The sequence below is a fragment of the Rhodococcus spongiicola genome, assembly GCF_004011835.1.
Classification (GTDB): Bacteria; Actinomycetota; Actinomycetes; order Mycobacteriales; family Mycobacteriaceae; genus Prescottella; species Prescottella spongiicola.
The window spans coordinates 147,648-164,835 of the sequence record NZ_RKLN01000004.1; the positions used below are offsets into that span (position 1 = coordinate 147,648).

At 66.8% G+C, this 17,188-nt stretch carries 11 protein-coding genes; 5 read left to right on the forward strand and 6 right to left on the reverse strand.

Annotation, left to right across the window (positions count from 1 at the left end; genetic code table 11):
- Nucleotides 1–18 precede the first annotated feature (18 nt).
- The gene (gene trxB, locus EF834_RS12100) at nucleotides 19–1,002 is read right to left on the reverse strand and encodes a thioredoxin-disulfide reductase (RefSeq protein ID WP_127947482.1); all 984 of its coding nucleotides are present in this window, start codon (nucleotides 1,000–1,002) and stop codon (nucleotides 19–21) included.
- 859 nt (nucleotides 1,003–1,861) lie between these two features.
- Here trxB and EF834_RS12105 point away from each other — a divergent pair.
- The 5 genes from EF834_RS12105 to EF834_RS12125 all read left to right on the forward strand — a co-directional run bounded on the left by EF834_RS12105 (nucleotide 1,862) and on the right by EF834_RS12125 (nucleotide 8,531).
- On the forward strand, nucleotides 1,862–3,010 hold the full coding sequence (locus tag EF834_RS12105; RefSeq protein WP_206615259.1) for a beta-propeller fold lactonase family protein: 1,149 nt from the start codon (nucleotides 1,862–1,864) through the stop codon (nucleotides 3,008–3,010).
- 200 nt (nucleotides 3,011–3,210) lie between these two features.
- Nucleotides 3,211–4,362 carry a beta-propeller fold lactonase family protein gene (locus EF834_RS12110; protein WP_206615260.1) on the forward strand — a complete coding sequence of 384 codons (1,152 nt, stop codon included), beginning with the start codon at nucleotides 3,211–3,213 and terminating at the stop codon, nucleotides 4,360–4,362.
- Between the two features lie 237 nt (nucleotides 4,363–4,599).
- The gene (locus EF834_RS12115) at nucleotides 4,600–5,754 is read left to right on the forward strand and encodes a beta-propeller fold lactonase family protein (RefSeq protein ID WP_206615261.1); all 1,155 of its coding nucleotides are present in this window, start codon (nucleotides 4,600–4,602) and stop codon (nucleotides 5,752–5,754) included.
- Between the two features lie 231 nt (nucleotides 5,755–5,985).
- A complete protein-coding gene (locus EF834_RS12120) occupies nucleotides 5,986–7,140 on the forward strand; it encodes a YVTN family beta-propeller repeat protein (protein WP_235871146.1) in 1,155 nt (384 codons plus the stop codon).
- A gap of 236 nt (nucleotides 7,141–7,376) precedes the next feature.
- On the forward strand, nucleotides 7,377–8,531 hold the full coding sequence (locus EF834_RS12125; RefSeq protein WP_268960996.1) for a YVTN family beta-propeller repeat protein: 1,155 nt from the start codon (nucleotides 7,377–7,379) through the stop codon (nucleotides 8,529–8,531).
- Nucleotides 8,532–8,650: 119 nt separating this feature from the next.
- On the opposite strand, the gene EF834_RS12130 is transcribed toward EF834_RS12125, so the two are convergent.
- From EF834_RS12130 to EF834_RS12150, 5 genes are all read right to left on the reverse strand, one after another.
- On the reverse strand, nucleotides 8,651–9,415 hold the full coding sequence (locus EF834_RS12130; RefSeq protein WP_127947484.1) for a hypothetical protein: 765 nt from the start codon (nucleotides 9,413–9,415) through the stop codon (nucleotides 8,651–8,653).
- 64 nt (nucleotides 9,416–9,479) lie between these two features.
- Complete coding sequence (gene sigM / locus EF834_RS12135) at nucleotides 9,480–10,061, reverse strand: RNA polymerase sigma factor SigM (protein WP_127947485.1); 582 nt, start codon at nucleotides 10,059–10,061, stop codon at nucleotides 9,480–9,482.
- Nucleotides 10,062–10,152: 91 nt separating this feature from the next.
- On the reverse strand, nucleotides 10,153–13,887 hold the full coding sequence (locus EF834_RS12140) for a lipid II flippase MurJ (RefSeq protein WP_408014503.1): 3,735 nt from the start codon (nucleotides 13,885–13,887) through the stop codon (nucleotides 10,153–10,155).
- 290 nt (nucleotides 13,888–14,177) lie between these two features.
- Entirely contained in the window at nucleotides 14,178–16,589 is a 2,412-nt protein-coding gene (locus tag EF834_RS12145) for a DUF6049 family protein (RefSeq protein WP_408014504.1), read from the reverse strand.
- A gap of 2 nt (nucleotides 16,590–16,591) precedes the next feature.
- Complete coding sequence (locus tag EF834_RS12150; protein WP_127947488.1) at nucleotides 16,592–17,146, reverse strand: NUDIX hydrolase; 555 nt, start codon at nucleotides 17,144–17,146, stop codon at nucleotides 16,592–16,594.
- Between the last annotated feature and the right edge of the window lie 42 nt (nucleotides 17,147–17,188).

The following is a 17,188-nucleotide window of genomic DNA, read 5'->3' on the forward strand; positions in this document are numbered from 1 at the left end:
GGCTGGACGGGGTACAGATCAGGCGTCGACGGGCTTACCGGCGGCGGCGAGGGTGTTCGCGGTTATCTCACCCTGCTCGGCCAGCCAGCGCTCGGCGTCGATCGACGCCGAGCAGCCGGTCCCAGCGGCCGTGATCGCCTGACGGTAGGTGTGGTCCACCAGGTCACCGGCGGCGAAGACACCCTCGACCGAGGTCGTGGTGGTCGGCGACTGCACCGTCACGTAGCCGGCCGCGTCGAGGTCCACCTGGCCCTTGACGAGTTCGCTACGCGGATCGTGGCCGATCGCGACGAACATGCCGGTGACATCCAGCGTCGACTGTTCGCCAGTGACGGTGTCGCGAATCACCAGGCCGGTGACGCTGTTCTCGCCCAGTACCTCGACCGGAACGGCGTTGGTCACGAAGCGGATCTTCTCGTTCGCCTTGGCGCGCTCGAGCATGATGCGCGACGCGCGGAACTCCTCACGACGGTGCACCAGTGTGACACTGCGAGCGAACTTGGTCAGGAAGGTGGCCTCCTCCATTGCGGAGTCACCACCGCCGACGACGACGATGTCCTGGTCACGGAAGAAGAAGCCGTCGCATGTCGCGCAGGCACTCACGCCACGGCCGAGGAGCCTCTCCTCGCCGGGGATGCCGAGATAGCGGGCGGCAGCGCCCATCGCCAGGATGATCGCGCGGGCGTAGTAGGTCTCGCCGTTCGCGACCACCTTCTTGACCGGACCGTCCAGCTCGATCTCCTCGACGTCCTCGGTACGGATGTCGGTGCCGAAGCGCTTGGCCTGCTCCCGCATCTCCTCCATCAGATCCGGGCCCATGATGCCCTCACGGAAGCCCGGGAAGTTCTCGACCTCGGTGGTGGTCATCAGTGCTCCGCCGAACTGCGTGCCCTCGAACAAGAGGGGCTGGAGTTCCGCGCGGGCGGCATATACGCCGGCGGTGTATCCGGCGGGTCCCGAGCCGACAATGATGAGGTCACGGACCGTGGTCGGAGTAGTCATGCGGGCCTTTCCTGTCCTCTGGGGCCGTCCGGTGGACAGCTTTCGTTGCTGCGGTCACGCGGGTTCAACGCTGACGATGTACCTCGCGGGGTTGGTCAGCTCAACACCAGATTAGTTGGTGTTGTTCCCGGGGTTCCCGGGGACGCACACGACCGACCGCGTAGAACGTTTCACGTGGAACCGCCGATGTGTACTGGGTCATACCAGGGCGGACCGGTGCTGGGACCTTCGGCGGGAGCGGATCGACGTTCCCCACATGGGCGTGCCGCGCGGCCGGATGCTGGACATGAACTCGGTCAGCGCGTCGGACGGGAGGCGAACATCGTCGTGCAGTCCTGCGGCTGCCCGCAGCTCCGGTGATCGCAGTAGCGACTTCGCCGAGCGGCGGGACCTGGGCGCCTCGCCGCCGTCCGACTCTCGATAGGCCCTGCTCGATAGGCCCTGCTCGATAGGCCCTGCTCGATAGGCCCTGCTCGATAGGCCCTGCTCGATAGGCCCCTATTGATGTCGCTCCACCACAGATGCGGTCGTTGGCAGTCGAGGTGTGGCTTCGGATCCTCGAGTGAGCTGGTCGCCGTCGCGGACCACCGCGCACCAACTGGAGCTGTAATCCGTTGTCCAGCATCTATTCCCAAGAAACTACCGTCCCCACCGGTGCGCTTCGCTGGGGAGTCGTGCGCACTCCGTCTCTAGCCGGTCCCTCGCGCGTGCAGTGGCGGGGTATGTGCAAATGGGCGGAAAGCCCAGTTGCATCGGGTTTGTGGTTGTTAGCCTCATTTCGGCTGGTGTCTGGGTCCGGCCGCCGATTTGTGTCACTGCATGGCCTGTGCGTCTTGTTCCTCTGCGGTGGGAGAGAAATGTGAATTGGCTCAGTGATTTTCGTGGTCCACGCGTAGCCGGGGGACGTGCCGCGCGTCTGGTGTTGGGCGCGGCGGCTGTTTCGGCGACGGTGCTGGGTGTGGCCGGGGTGGGGAACGCGGCAGCGGACACGGTCATCGACACCATCGCGGTTGGGGACTCCCCTAACGGGGTCGCTGTGTCTCCCTTCGGGTCCCGCGCCTACGTAGTCAACCGCGGTGACAATTCGGTGTCGGTGATCAGCAGATTCACGAACACAGTGGGCGACACCATCGCGGTTGGGGACTTCCCGGTCGGGGTGGCTGTGTCGCCTTCCGGGTCCCGTGTCTACGTCACCAACCAAGTCGACGGCACGGTGTCGGTGATCAGCACCTTCACGAATACGGTGATCGATGTCGTCACGGTAGGGATCGGACCGTCCGGTGTGGCGGCGAGCCCGGACGGGTCCCGTGTCTACGTCACCAACAGTGGCGACGACACGGTGTCGGTGATCGACACCGTCACGAACACCGAGGTCGATGCCGTCACGGTGGGGGACGCCCCGAACGTGCTGGCGGTGAGCCCGGACGGGTCCCGCGTCTACGCTTCCAACGCGTTCGACGGCACGGTTTCGGTGATCGAGACCGTCGGCAACACCGTCATCGATACCGTCACGGTCGGGGCCGGAGCGTTCGGTGTGGCGGTAACTCCGGACGGGTCCCGGGTCTACGTCACCAACGCGTTCGACGACACGGTGTCGGTGATCGCGACTGCCACGAACATGGTGGTCGATACCGTCACGGTCGGAGACCTCCCGCAGGGGGTGACGGTGGCCCCGGAGGGGTTCCGAGTGTATGTCGCCAACGGTATTGATGAAACGGTGTCGGTGGTCGAGACCAGCGGCAACACCGTGGTCGAGACGATTCCGGTGGGAAGCGACGCGTTCGGTGTGGCGGCGAGTCCGGACGGGTCCCGCGTCTACGTCACCAACCGTTCGGACGACACGGTGTCGGTGATCGCCGTCCATAAGTGCCTCGGATCGCTGTGTATCGACACCGGGTCCCTGGTCGGTGGTGGTTCGCTGGTGGGTGCCAGATCGCTAGGAAGCGGTTCGTTGGCCAGCGGTGGGTCGTTGGCGGGCGTCACTTCGACAGGCAGCTCTACCAGCTGATTCTGGTAGTTAGGCTGACAACGACTTCACTACTACCGCAACCGGTCTGGCGGCACATCGGTTGTGTGTGGCCTGCGGCGAGTCTCCGATTGCATCGGGATTGTCCTTGTTAGCCTCCCATCGGCTGGCGTCTAGGTCCGGCCGCCGGTTGTCAACCTGCAAGGCCTGTCCGTTTTGTTCCTCATTGGTAGGAGAGAAATGTGAATTGGCTCAGGGACTCTCATTCTCTACGTGCGGTCGGCAGGCGTGCTGCTCGTCTGACGCTGGGTACGGCAGCTGTTTCCGTGATGGTGCTGGGTGCGGGCGCCATGGGGGCATCGGTCGCGGCAGCGGACACCGTCATCGACACCGTCCCGGTCGGGAACACACCGATCGGGGTGGCAGTGACCCCGGACGGGTCCCGGGCCTACGTCACCAATTTTCTGGATGACTCGGTGTCGGTGATCAGCACTTTCACGAACACGGTGGTCGATACCGTTGCGGTCGGGACCTTCCCGGTCGGCGCGGCGGTGACCCCGAACGGATCCCACGTCTACGTCGCGAACGCTTCTGACGGCACGGTGTCGGTGATCAGCACTTTCACGAACACGGTGGTCGATACCGTCATGGTGGAGTCCGGTCCGTCCGGTGTGGCCGTGAGCCCGGACGGGTCCGAGGTCTACGTCGCCAACAGCAACAGCGATTCGGTGTCAGTGATCGACACTGGTACGAACACCGAGGTCGATACCGTCACGGTCGGAGATGCCCCGAACGAACTGGCAGTCACCCCGGACGGGTCCCATGTCTACGTTGCCAACAATAGTGTCGGCACGGTATCGGTGATCGAGACCGCCGGCAACACCGTCGACGATACCGTCACGGTCGGGAACCTCCCCCGGGGTGTGGCGGTGACCCCGGATGGGTCCCGTGTGTACGTCGCAAACCTGTCCGACGGCACGGTGTCGGTGATCGACATCGGCACGAACATGGTGGTAGACACCGTCCCGGTCGGGAACTCCCCGGTCGGAGTGGCGGTGACCCCGGACGGGTCCCGGGTCTACGTCACGAACGGTGTCGACGGCACAGTGGATGTGATCGCGACCTCCGGCAACACTGTCATCGACGCTGTCACGGTGGGGGGCGGACCGTCCGGTGTGGCGGTGACCCCAAATGGATTCCGTGTCTTCGTCACCAACCGCCTTGACGACACCGTGTCGGTGATCGCCGTCGAGAGGTGCCTCGGATCGCTGTGTATCGAGACTGGGTCCCTCGTCGGCGCCGGCTCGCTGGTGGGTGCCGGCTCACTCGGCAGCGGTTCTTTGGCCGGCGCGGGTTCGTTGGCTGGTGGTTCGACGGGCAGCACTACGAGCTGATACCGCCACCTAGGTGAGCTGACGTGCCGTCACCTCGAGGGTAGGGGTGGCGGCGCTCCAGGTTCGTTGACCGGTCTGTTGCAGCGACCGGGATGGCGCGTGTGTGGGGTTTCGGTGTTTCTCCGGGGGTTTCGGCGTGGTGGTTGTTAGCCTCCCCCGGTCCGGTGTCTGGTCCGGGTGCCGGTTTGTGTCACTGCATGACCTGTCCGTTTTGTTCTTCTACCGTGGGAGAGAAACGTGAATTGGTTCAGTGGTTTACGAGAACGCCGCACCATCGCGGGGCGTGCGACGCGTCTGGTGTTCGGTGTGGCAGCGGTGCCGGTGATGGTGCTGGGTGTGGCCGGTATGGGTGCGGGGGCCGCGGCCGCGGACACTGTCATCGACACCATTCCGGTCGGGGCCGATCCGGTCGCGGTGGCTGTGTCCCCCCTCGGGGCTCGCGCCTACGTTGCGAACAGCGGTGACGGCACGGTGTCGGTGGTGGACACCGTCTCGAACTCGGTGGTCGACACCATCCCGGTAGGAAACAGTCCGTTCGGGGTGGCGGTGTCCCCGCTCGGGGCTCGCGCCTACGTCGCCAACCAGGGTGACGGCACAGTGGATGTGATCGCCACCTTCACGAATACGGTGGTCGACACCATTACGGTCGGGTCTGGCCCGGCCGGGGTGGCGGTGTCCCCGCTCGGGGCTCGCGCCTACGTCGCCAACCAGGCTGAGGGCACGGTCGATGTGATCGACACCTTCACGAATACGGTGGTCGACACCATTACGGTCGGGTCTGGCCCGTTCGGGGTGGCGGTGTCCCCGTTCGGATCCCGCGTCTACGTCACCAACCAGCTCGGCGGCACGGTGTCGGTGATCGACGCCTTCACGAACGCGGTGGTCGACACCATTACGGTCGGGGCCAACCCCGTCGGGGTGGCTGTGAACCCGTCCGGGTCCCGCGTCTACGTTGCGAACCAGCTCGGCGGCACGGTGTCGGTGATCGACACCGCCACGAACGCTGTCATCGATACCGTCACGGTCGGGGTGTTCCCCAGGGGCGTGGTGGTCACCCCGGACGTGTCCCGCGTTTACGTCACCAACAGCGGTGACGGCACGGTGGATGTGATCGACACCGGCACGAACGCGGTGATCGACACAATCACGGTCGGGGACGACCCGTTCGCGGCGGCGGTGAACCGGGACGGGTCCCGCGTCTACGTCGCCAACGCCGGTGACGGCACGGTGTCGGTGATCGCCGTGGAGAAGTGCCCGGGCTCATTGTGCTTCGGTGCCGGTTCGTTCGCGGGCGCCGGGGCCGGGTCGACGGGCAGTGCCGGTTCTGCGGGTACGGGGTCGTTCGCGGGTGCCGGGGCCGGTGCCGGGTCGGCCGGCAGCGCTACCAGCTGAACCGCCACCTAGGTGACCTGAGGCGCCGTCACCCCAGTGTGGGGGTGGCGGCGCCCAACTCCATTGCCCGATCTGCTGCAGCCGGACTAGTGCTTGTGCTGGGTTTCGGTGTTTCTCCGGGTGTTTCGGGGTTGTGGTTGTTAGCCTCCCCGCGTCCGGCGTCTGGTCCGGGTGCCAGTTTGTGTCACTGCATTGCCTGTCCGTTTTGTTCTTCGACCGTGGGAGAGAAACGTGAATTGGTTCAGTGGTTTACGAGAACGCCGCACCATCGCGGGGCGTGTAGTGCGTCTGGTGTTCGGTGCGGCAGCTGTTTCGGCGATGGTGCTGGGTATGACCGGTGCGGGAGCGGGGGCCGCAGCCGCGGACACCGTCATCGACACCATTCCCGTCGGGAGCGAGCCGATCGGGGTGGCGGTGTCCCCATTGGGGTCCCGCGCCTACGTCACCAACAACATTGGCGGTACGGTGTCGGTGATCAACACCGTCACGAACACAGTGGTCGACACCATTCCGGTCGGAAACGCTCCGTTCGGGGTGGCGGTGTCCCCGCTAGGAGCCCGCGTCTACGTCACCAACCAGAGTGACGGCACGGTGTCGGTGATCAACACCTTCACGAATACGGTGGTGGACACCATTGCGGTCGGGGCTGCCCCGTCCGGGGTGGCGGTGTCCCCGCTCGGGGCCCGCGTCTACGTCTCCAACGTGAGTGACGGCACGGTGTCGGTGATCAACACCTTCACGAACTCGGTGGTGGACACCATTGTGGTCGGGGCCACCCCCGCCGGGGTGGCGGTGTCCCCGCTTGGGGCCCGCGTCTTTGTTGCCAACAGTGGGGACGGCACGGTGTCGGTGATCGACGCCTTCACGAATACAGTGGTCGACACCATTCCGGTCGGGGCCGACCCGTTCGGGGTGGCGATCAATCCCGACGGGTCCCGTGTCTACGTTGTGAACCTGGCCGACGGCACGGTGTCGGTGATCGACACCTTCACCAACACCGTCATCGACACCGTCACGGTCGGGAACCTCCCTCGGGGCGTGGCGGTCACCCCATCCGGGGCCCGCGCCTACGTCACTAACCGCCCTGACGGCACGGTGTCGGTGATCGACACCCTCTCGAATACGGTGGTCGACACCATTGCGGTCGGGAACCTCCCGTTCGGGGTGGCGGTGAACCGGGACGGGTCCCGGGTCTACGTCACCAACGCCGGTGACGGCACGGTGTCGGTGATCGCCGTCGAGAAGTGCCCGGGCTCATTGTGCTTCGGAGCCGGTTCTTTGGCGGGTGCAGGTGCCGGTTCGACGGGCAGTTCGGGGTCGACAGGTGGCGGGTCGTTCGCGGGCGCCGGGGCCGGTGCCGGTTCGGCGGGCAGCACATCGAGCTGAACCGCCACCTGGTGAGCCGGGGCGTCGTCACCTCGAATGTGGGGGGTGGCGGCGCCCCAGGCTCATTGACCGATCTGCCGCAGCGACCGGGCTGGCGCTTGTGGGGGGTTTCGGTGTTTCTCCGGGTGTTTCGGTGTTGTGGTTGTTAGCCTCCCCGCGTCCGGCGTCTGGTCCGGGTGCCGGTTTGTGTCACTGCATTGCCTGTCCGTTTTGTTCTTCTACCGTGGGAGAGAAACGTGAATTGGTTCAGTGGTTTACGAGCACGCGGCACTATCGGGGGGCGTGTAGTGCGTCTGGTGATGGGTGTGGCAGCGGTGTCGGCGATGGTGCTGGGTGTGGCCGGTTTGGGTGCGGGGGCAGCGGCTGCGGACAGCGTCGTCGACACTATTCCGGTCGGAAACGTCCCGCTCGATGTGGCGGTGTCCCCGACAGGGTCCCGCGTTTACGTCGCCAACAATGGTGACGGCACGGTGTCCGTGGTCGACACTTTCTCGAACTCGGTGGTCGACACGATCACGGTCGGGGCGGTTCCGTCCGGGGTGGCGGTGTCTCCGCTCGGGTTCCGCGTCTACGTCACCAACGAGGGTGACGACACTTTGTCGGTGGTCGACACGTTCTCGAATTCGGTGGTCGACACGGTCACGGCCGGGGCGGGTCCGTCCGGGGTGGCGGTGTCTCCGGACGGGTTCCGCGTCTACGTCACCAACGCTCTCGACGGCACGGTGTCGGTGGTCGACACGTTCTCGAATTCGGTGGTCGACACGGTCACGGTCGGGGCGGGTCCGTCCGGGGTGGCGGTGTCTCCGGACGGGTTCCGCGTCTACGTCACCAACTTCGACGACGGCACGGTGTCGGTGGTCGACACCTCCTCGAATTCGGTGGTCGACACCATTACGGTCGGGGCCGGCTCGTTCGGGGTGGTGGTGTCTCCGGACGGGTCCCGCGTCTACGTCACCAACACTTCCGACGGCACGGTGTCGGTGGTCGACACGTTCTCGAATTCGGTGGTCGACACCATTACCGTCGGGACCGCTCCGTCCGGGGTGGCGGTGTCTCCGGACGGGTCCCGCGTTTACGTCGCCAACGCTCTCGACGGCACGGTGTCGGTGGTCGACACGTTCTCGAATTCGGTGGTCGACACCATCACGGGCGGGGACTTCCCTACCGGCGTGGCGGTGTCTCCGCTCGGGTCCCGCGTTTACGTCGCCAACGCTCTCGACGACACGGTGTCGGTGATCGCCGTGGAGAAGTGTCCGGGCTCCTTGTGCTTCGGTGCCGGTTCGTTCGCGGGCGCGGGGGCCGGCTCGACGGGCAGTGCCGGTTCGGCGGGTACCGGATCGTTCGCGGGTGCCGGGGCCGGTGCCGGGTCGACGGGTAGCACCACCAGCTGACACCGCAGCGCCGTCAACGATTGTGCCGCCACCCTCACGATGAGGGTGGCGGCGTCATGTGGTGCGCGAACCGGAAATCGCCCTATAGATGATCTTGGGAGCACTTCTTCACGAGACGCTCAACCGATCTCGGTCCGTGAGAGCAAGTCGGGGTTGGTGGCGTCGCAACCGCTGCCGACGACCAGCGCTGTGAGTCCAGGTGGACGGGGTCCAGGGAGGAGTAGGAGCACGGCGTCGCTGCCGCGGAACCGGACTTCCCGCATTCCCAGTACGGGTACCGACCGGTCAATTCCGTTGGCCTGCAGGCAGGTAGCACGGGACTCAGGGTCGGCGAGGCGGCCAACACCGTCCGCGTTCGACGAATCTGCATCACCCAACAGCGCTAGGACCTGACCGCCGTCGATGTCGGTCCCGAGGTCGACCGCTGGGGGCTGCGGCGTCCCCGCCGTGGACGTTGCGACCGCCGCGGGTGCGGCCGGTCCTGTCGGGTCCATGCGGCCGAGTGCGAAGACCACACTGACAGCCGCGGCAGTCGATGCGACCGCCACCGCAATCCAGGTGCGCGCCGGCCGTCTCGTCCGAACCTCCGTCAACTCCGTCACGGTTGCAGAAGGACGCGAATCATCTTGTGCCAGAGCGGTGTTGATACGAGTCACGATCTCCGGAGGGACCCGCGTCCCGAGGCTGTGGTCGCGGCCCGCCTCGCCAAGGTCGGCGGAGACGGCGTCGAGGGCATCGATCACGGCGAGGGCGGCCGGATCCTGGCGCACGAGCGGCCACAGCCGAGTGCTGATGTCGTGAGGCAGGACGCCCGCATGCAGGTCGGCGAGCAAGTCAGTCGAGAACGGGGGGCCCAGCGTCTCGTCACCGTCGTGAACGGTCATCTCACCTCCTACCTGCAAGTTTCGGTACGCAGTTGCGCCTTCACTTGGTTCAGACGCGAGGAGATCAGGATCGGTTCCCTACCTCGCGCAAGTATTCCAAATGTGATGCGAGCTTGCTCCGCGCTCGCGCACAGCGACTCTTGATGGTCCCCTCCGGCACGCCGAGCCGCCGGGCGGCCTCGGCGACCGAATAGCCCTCCATATCGACCGCGACGATCGCGGCGCGCTGTTCGACGGGCAACCGCAGCAGGGCCTGGTCGACGAGCAGGGTGACCTCACGCTCTGCGACGTAGTCCCGCACATCACGGGGATCGACTGCCTCATCGGACGACAGGGACACCGTTGGCCGCACACGGTTCCGGCGGATCCGGTCGAGGCATGCGTTCACCACGATCGTGTGCAGCCAGCTGCGAACAGCCGCGTCCTTCCGGAACGACCCCGCTGTGCGATGCACGGACAGCAGCGCCTCCTGCAGGGCGTCTGCGGCGTCCTCGACGGTGTAGCTCGTTCTCCTTGCAACGTGCCAAAGGTGGTCGTAGTGCCGACTCAGCAACTCTGGGAACGCGCCCGCGTCACCTGACGCGTGTGCCGCCAAGAGCTCCGAGTCCGACAGACCAGCCTTGGCGACCCCCCTGAAGATTCGCACCGGGCGGATGTTAGTCCATCAGTTGTTGCCTGGCACCTCGTGTACCCGGCTCATCCCGTCGGGGGCCGTGTCCGACGTTCGGTCCGCCGGATCAGGGCGCCGGCGTGAACGACACCTCGGCGATGGCCGACTGGTTCTTTCCGTCTATCGTGCTCAGGTCGGTGATCCACACGAGAACGTTCTTGGTCGCGCCGTCCGCCGTCAGGGGGATCTCGGTCGCGCCGTCCCGCAGGGTGGCGTTTCCAATCACGTGCGTCTGGTCGAGCGTTGTGTCCGGCGCCGGCGCGGAACGGATCTCGACTTGTGTTCCGGGCGTTGGGGAAACGATCTCCATGCTCGCCAGCCGCACGGCGTCGGGCAGCGTCACCATCAGGCCCACACCGGATTTGAGCGCTGGGAACGGCTGGAAGTACGTTTCGGTTTCCCAGACGGTCTCCGGGTTACCGTCGATCGCGAGATCCGCGGTCTCGGCGTTGTCCGCCGTGCCCTGGGGCGAGAACGCCGAGGCCGACGCGGGGATAATGAAGGGCTCGGCCGCGGGTGGAACGGGAGCCGGGGGCGGGACCACGGCCGTCGGCGCGGGTGCTTCCACCGTCGTCGTCAGACCGATGTCCTGGTTCGTGAGCGATTCGTCGGTGTTGCCGCCGGCCAGCAGGTTCGCCAGCCACCAGCCGATCAGAGCGAGGAGCACCACGGTGAGGGCTCCGAGCGACACCAGGGCGATCAGCGTACGGTTCGATTTCCGCTTCTCAGCGGCTACCGCCTCGGGATCGGCCAGATCGTGTTCGTCCTCGCTAGGTGCCCGCTGCCCCAGCCGCAGAGCCGGCATGAGTTCGGTCTTCTGGTCGACGACCGTTGCCTGTTCGAGGATGTGCTGCACCGTCGCGGCGGCGCGGATACCACTGTCGCCACCGAGCGCCCGCACCGCGACCGCGGAGATCTCGAACGGGACGTCGGGTCGCACGGCCCGCGGTTCGACGGGACGGCCGGACGGGTCTCGCTCGGCGGGGTCCATGCCGCTCGGATCGTCTGCGGTTTCCGCAAACGGCCAGTGTGCAGTTATGAGGGCATAGAGCATCGCTCCGAGCCCCCTGACGTCGGAGGCCGGGTCGGAGTCGGACAGGGTTCCCGGGAATGCCAGAACTGCGTCACCGGCGGTGCTGATGCGGATCCGGTCGGGTTGGTCGATCGACAGTGCGCTGCCGCCGCGGTGCGCGGCCTCCGCCGCCGCAGCGAGTGCGCGTACGGCCCGGGCCGCCCCGATCGGCGACGGTTCGGTCGCTGCGATTTCCTTCAGTGACCGCCCCGGGGTCCACTCGGAGACGACGATGCCTCCGGAGCTACCGCGCACGACGTCGAGGACGCGGGCGAGGCCGGGCGAGTTGATTCGACCCAGCCGCAGGGTGCGGGACAGGATCGCCTGCGGACCGTCGGGACCGGTTGCGGCGGCACCCTCGACTTGCTGCTCGGCATCGACGAAGGTGAGCGCCACCTCGCGGTCGAGCTTGATGTCGAGAGCCTGCCAGAACTCGAGCCCGCGGGCACTGCCGTGCGGCGCCAGTAGTCGGTAGCGTCCGCCGGCCACCGACACGCCCGGCATCAGCTGGGGACCACGCAGCGGCCGACGAGGTTCGGGGGCCGAGCCGGTCACGCGTAGCGGGGGCAGTGGAGGCGAGCCGATCGGTAGCACGCCGGTGTCGACGTTCGGGTCGCGTCGGCGAGTGCGCTCCGTCGGTTGATGCGCGGTATCGTAATCGGAAGTAGCTGCAGCAGAGCCATTTTCGTCCGTGTCGTTTGAGGGGGTCAACTGTTGGTCCGCCGGATTCGCATCCGCGACGTCAGTAGCGCCCGCTGTGTCGGTGGCGTCCGCGACGTCAGTGACGTCGGTGGACGTGCCGGTCTTACTGTCGGCAACGTCGTCGTCGCTCACACGCGCTCCTTCCATGAATTGGTCGGGTATATAATCACCGCCGACGTATGCCTCGCTGCGTCCAGGGTACGGGAGCCCGTCCGGCCGATCGAGAGACCGGGGGATGTTACGGATCACCGGAATCAACTCGGTATCGCCTTCGTACGGCAATTGCGCCGCCACCCTGATCGCCGGCGGCGCCCCTTCCGCCTCGGGACTGACGCGGTCACGGAGCCCCGGGATCCTTCGCTGGACAGACACCGTGATCGCCAAGATCTCCGGGACCTTCGCGAGCCACAGAAGAACGAATGTGACGACGAGCATCAACGCGCCGGTGATCGCGACGCGGATCATTGCGCCCGGGCCACCGAACGACTCCGACAGCCGGTCCAGACCCAGCAGCCGGTCCGCCGCGAACATCGCCACGGCACCCGCCGCGGACGACAGCAGCACCACCCACACCGTCTTTCCGACGTTCGCCATCTGCAGGTTGCCGAGGCTGCGGTGCAGCAGAAAGCCACCGATGAACGCGCCCGTCACGAACGCGAGCCCGTTGGCCGCTCCGAGGAGGATCACCACCTGCTGGGTGTCCGAAGCGACGTACGGCGTCAGCGCCGACAGCGCCACCTTTACGCCGGTGATACCGAGGATGATCCACGTCGGGGTCCACGCCTGCTCGCGTGCATAGAACACCCGCAGATGGATCAGCACGAGCGAGTACGGGATGAGCGTGAACGCCGACCAGCTGACGGCCTCGCCGAGGCGCTCGGCACTCCCCTCGAAGAGGCCATACCCGAACAGCGCGTGGCCGACCTGCGGGCCCGCGAATGTGAGGAACGTGATGACCGGGAGGAGCGCGATCATCGTCAACCGCGTGGCCACCGACAGATCGTCGACGACGGCGGGGGTGTCGTCGGCGGCCGCGTTGCGGCTCAGACGCGGCATGATCGCCGTCAGCACGGTGACGCCGAGAACGCCGTAGGGCAACTGCAGCAGCAACCAGGCGTTGTTGTAGATCGCCGGGCCGGCCTCGTCGACGTCCGCCGAGACACGGGTAGCGAACACCATGCCGGCCTGGCTGATCAGCACATACAACACGATCGCGGCGGCCATGCCACCGAACTGCTTGAGGCGGTCGTCGATGCCCCAGAGCGGTCGCAGCGAGATACCCTGCCGGCGGATCGCCGGGACCAGGCACACGGCCTGTGCCACGACTCCCGCTGTCACGCCGAGACCGAGGAGCAGCAGGTGCGGATCGCTGACCCGAACCGGGTCGAGCGAGATGCCCCCCGGAATCAACCAGTACGCGGCGAGGATGCCGAGCACCACCACGTTGTTCAGGACGGGCGCCCACGCTCCGGGTTTGAATTCCTGCTGCGTGTTCAAGATCGCCGTGAATAGTGCCGACAGCCCGTAGAACAGGATCGCCGGCAGCAGCAGCAGTGTCAGCGCTGTGGCGAGTGCAATGTTGACCCGGCCGTGCTCCGGGAGAAATACGTACTTGACAAGGATCGGGGCGGCCGCGGTCGTCAGCAAAGCGGCCGCGCCCAGCAACGTGATGGACGCGGTGAAGAGCCTTCGGACGAAGGCCGAGCCGCCGTCGGGATCCTCACTTTCGGCCCGGACCAGGACTGGCACGACGATCGCGGTGAGTACCGCCCCGAGCACCAGCTGGGAGATCATGTTGGGGATCAGGTTGGCGACGGTGAAGGCGCTGGCCACGGCCGGGCCGAGCGCGGTGAGCAGCAGTAGCTGCTTGAGGAACCCGGTCATCCGGCTGATCAGTGTCGCGAACGCGATGGAACCGGTCGCGGCCAGCAGGCTCTTCTTCTCCGCTTCCTCGCTGGTGTTCACCGGTTCCCGACCGGCCGGGGGACCCGGCGGAGGCGGTGGTGCGGCGACGGGACCTGCGGGCATCTGTCTCGGTGGCCGAGGCGGCGGACCGGGGCGTGGTCCGGCGGGGGGCATCGGGCGCGGGCCATTTGCGGGTCCCGGGCGCGGCGGCGTCCGGGGCGGAACACCCGGTTGCTGCAGGCGGGGGCCGTTCGGCGGACCGGGGCGTGGTCCGGCGGGGGGCATCGGGCGCCGGGCACCGGGTGGCACCGCACCCGGTGGCACTGGGCGCGGTGGCTGCGATGGTGCCGGACCTCGTCCCCACGGAGCCGGCCGTCCCTTCGGCCGATCGCCCTCGCCGGGAGAGTTCTCGGTCATGGACGTTGATACCCTTCGTCGGCTCGGTCAGGCTGTCCACGGAACCGGTGCCAGAGCCGTCGTCCCGCTAGGAACAGCAGAAGTACACCAGCGCCCGCGGTAATTATCGCCAAAGCTTGACCGTACGCGTTCGACCGCACAGTGACCGAAGTTTGCTCACCAAGGTTCTGGCCGTTTTCGGTAGTCAGGGAGAAGCTGACCACCATCGTCCGGGAGTCCGAGATCTCCGCAGGTACCTGCAACGACCGGCTGCCGCGAGGCGGCAGCTGCTGCGGCCCGATATCGGTGATCTGCATTTCCTCGGGGGCGTCGACCTGCAGTTCCACGGTGATCCCGACCGGGAGGTCGTTTCTTGCCACCAATAGCAACGGGCTTTGCTCGGACGCGAGCGTATACACCCCGCCTGGGGCCAGGATCGTGACCGCCTGGTACATGTTGTCGATCGCGGTGGTGACGTTGCTCACGCGTGTGTGAGCGGCCTGGTCCATCGCGCCGGCGGCGCCCCCATCCATCGCGTCGGAAGACCCCTTGTCCCGCCGGTTCGACAGGCTCATCGCCCGCAGTAGATCTTCGTACAACGGCGCCATGAACTGTTTCGGCGTCAATGGCACCTGAGGGTCTTCGACCAGCGTCGCGAGCAACTCGTCGATGCGTGACGTCTGCGCCTCCACCCCCAACTCGACGGACTCGGGAATGCCGTCGAGGATCGCGCGCTGTGGATAGACCAGGTCCGCGACGTCGGGTGTGGTGGGCTGTTCCGCGACGATCGTCGCGAGCGGTTGCGGCGTCGCGAGGCCGGATCGGAGAAGTGTCGAGACGGTCGACAGGACGGTCGCGGCCTCGTCGCCGTCGGCTGACCACTGCTGCGGAGGCACGATGAGCATCGACCGGTCCCCCGTCCGGTTCCCGCCGTCTGTCTTCTGCAGTGTCCGCCAGGTCACCGCACCCAGCGCGTCCTGCAGTCGGGCCGCGCGCGAATCGCGGTCGAGGTCGTAGCGTGCCTGTTCGGGAACGTACGACGGAGTCTGCGGGGTCGAGCCGACGGCGGCCAGGGCGGCCGCGGCCGAGACGTCGAACAGGGCGGCGTCGAGAGCGTTCTCATCGTCGCCCATGACGGTGACCTTCCGGCCCGGCGCAGGTGTCGCCTCGACCGCGTTGGCCGCGAGCAGCGTCGTGGCGGGTCCGAGTTCGTGCAACATCTGCGCGGAGTTTTCGTCGAGGAGGCCGGCGTCGGGCCAGGTGACGTTTCGCACTGAGGTCACGCCGAGGATCGGGTCGACAATGTCGGCGGGCGCCAGCAACGCACTCGAGGTGAGGGATTCGTCGTCGACCGTGCTCAACGCCGCGAGATCGACCTGAGCGAATGGCAGCGCGATGACGCACATTCTCTGGGCTAGCGACTCGAGGCGCTGCAGCCACGCCGTGGCCGCGTCGCTTCCATCGCCCTCATGGGTGGGTCCGGTCGGGTTGGCCGGATTGTCGACCACCACGTAGCCCCGGGCCATGTTGCTGGCCGTGATCAGCAGGTCGGGATCGATGGCCAGGCACATGCTGTCGGTGAGTTCGCCGTCCCGGTCCACGTCCGGCTCGGTCGCGAACTCGGCGGCGGCTAGCAGCTCGTGGAGGCGGCCGCCCTGGGACAGTGAGCGCGCCAGGTCGTCGTCGACCAGCCGGACCTTCTCGTTGATCGATCCGGGGATCCCGGCCGCCAACCGCGGCTTGTCCGCGAGCGGCCACAGCATCGTGACCGGGACCGGATTCGATGTGTCGGGTGGGACAGGCGCCGTCGCGGACGCGGAGTCCGAACCCTGCGGGGCGGCGTCGGTGGCACCTTCCGCCTGTGGCAGCCCCAGCACCGGGAGCAGGAAGCGGGCGTCGTCGAGGCGGGCCTCACCGCCGTAGTCGGGAGTGCCGTTGACGTTGACCAGCATCGGGTAGACGCCAGGTTCGGCGATATCGAGGGACCGATCGGTCTGCGAACGTAGTGGCAGCGACAGCGTGAACTGCGTTTGCTCACCTTGCTGGAGGTTCGACGCGACGTGGACGAAGGGCCCGACTGTGTCGAACTCGCCCTGGTAGAGGTCGAGTGAGGTACGCAACGCCTCACTCGAGTCCACCGCCGGGGCACGCTGCAGTCGCACCGCGATGTCTGCGACGGGGCGGTCGCCTACGTTCGCGACGGTTCCGGTGACCGTGACGGTGGGTTCGGTAGTCGTGGTCACGGCGGTCGGGGTGACGCCGTCGATGCTCAGTTTCAGGAACTGCGGGTTTTGTGTGGCTGCCTGCGTGTCGGTCTGCGCCGACACGGGTCCGGTACCGATCAGGACGGCGCTTGACAGCATCAGCACGAGCGTCAGCGCCGAGAGGATCGTGGCACCGGATCGTCGCCATGCCGGACGCGATGCCATTGTCATTCCGTGCCGGTCCCCCCGACGCGTGTGTGCTCCATATCCGCGATGAGCTGCCCGGCGATCCCGGCCAACTTGCGTTCGTCGGCGTAGGCGAGCCGCGAATCCAGTTCCGACAGCGGAACCCAGGCCACCTCGGTGACTTCGACGTCGGCGTCGGACAGCTCACCCCCCAGCGATCGCATGAGGTAGTGGTGCACCGTCTTGTGGACCCGCCGGCCTTCGGTGACGAACCAGTAGTCGATGCTTCCGAGCGCCGCGACGACGGCGCCGCGGATGCCGGTCTCCTCGGCGACTTCACGCATCGCGGTCTGCTCGGCGGTCTCGCCCTTCTCGATGTGCCCCTTCGGCAGCGACCACAGCAACCGGCCGCGTCGATCGGTACGCCCGATCAGGGCTGCGCACAGTTTGTCCTTCGGACCACCGAGGCCATCGACGACCAATCCCCCGGCGGATGTTTCGCGCACGGTCCGCATGCGGGGCGCGCCCGATTGCGCGCCAGAACCGCGCCGCCGCGAAGGACGGCGGTTGCGATTTGCGGGCTTGGCGGCGGACACCCCATTGATCGTAGTTGACAAAATGTGGGCGGCCGTACTTCC

Bases quoted from the DNA above. Each gene is read 5' to 3' on its own strand.
- EF834_RS12140 (WP_408014503.1), bottom strand. From the start codon at position 13,887: ATGCCCGCAGGTCCCGTCGCCGCACCACCGCCTCCGCCGGGTCCCCCG.
- trxB (WP_127947482.1), bottom strand. From the start codon at position 1,002: ATGACTACTCCGACCACGGTCCGTGACCTCATCATTGTCGGCTCGGGA.
- EF834_RS12130 (WP_127947484.1), bottom strand. From the start codon at position 9,415: ATGACCGTTCACGACGGTGACGAGACGCTGGGCCCCCCGTTCTCGACT.
- EF834_RS12145 (WP_408014504.1), bottom strand. From the start codon at position 16,589: ATGGCATCGCGTCCGGCATGGCGACGATCCGGTGCCACGATCCTCTCG.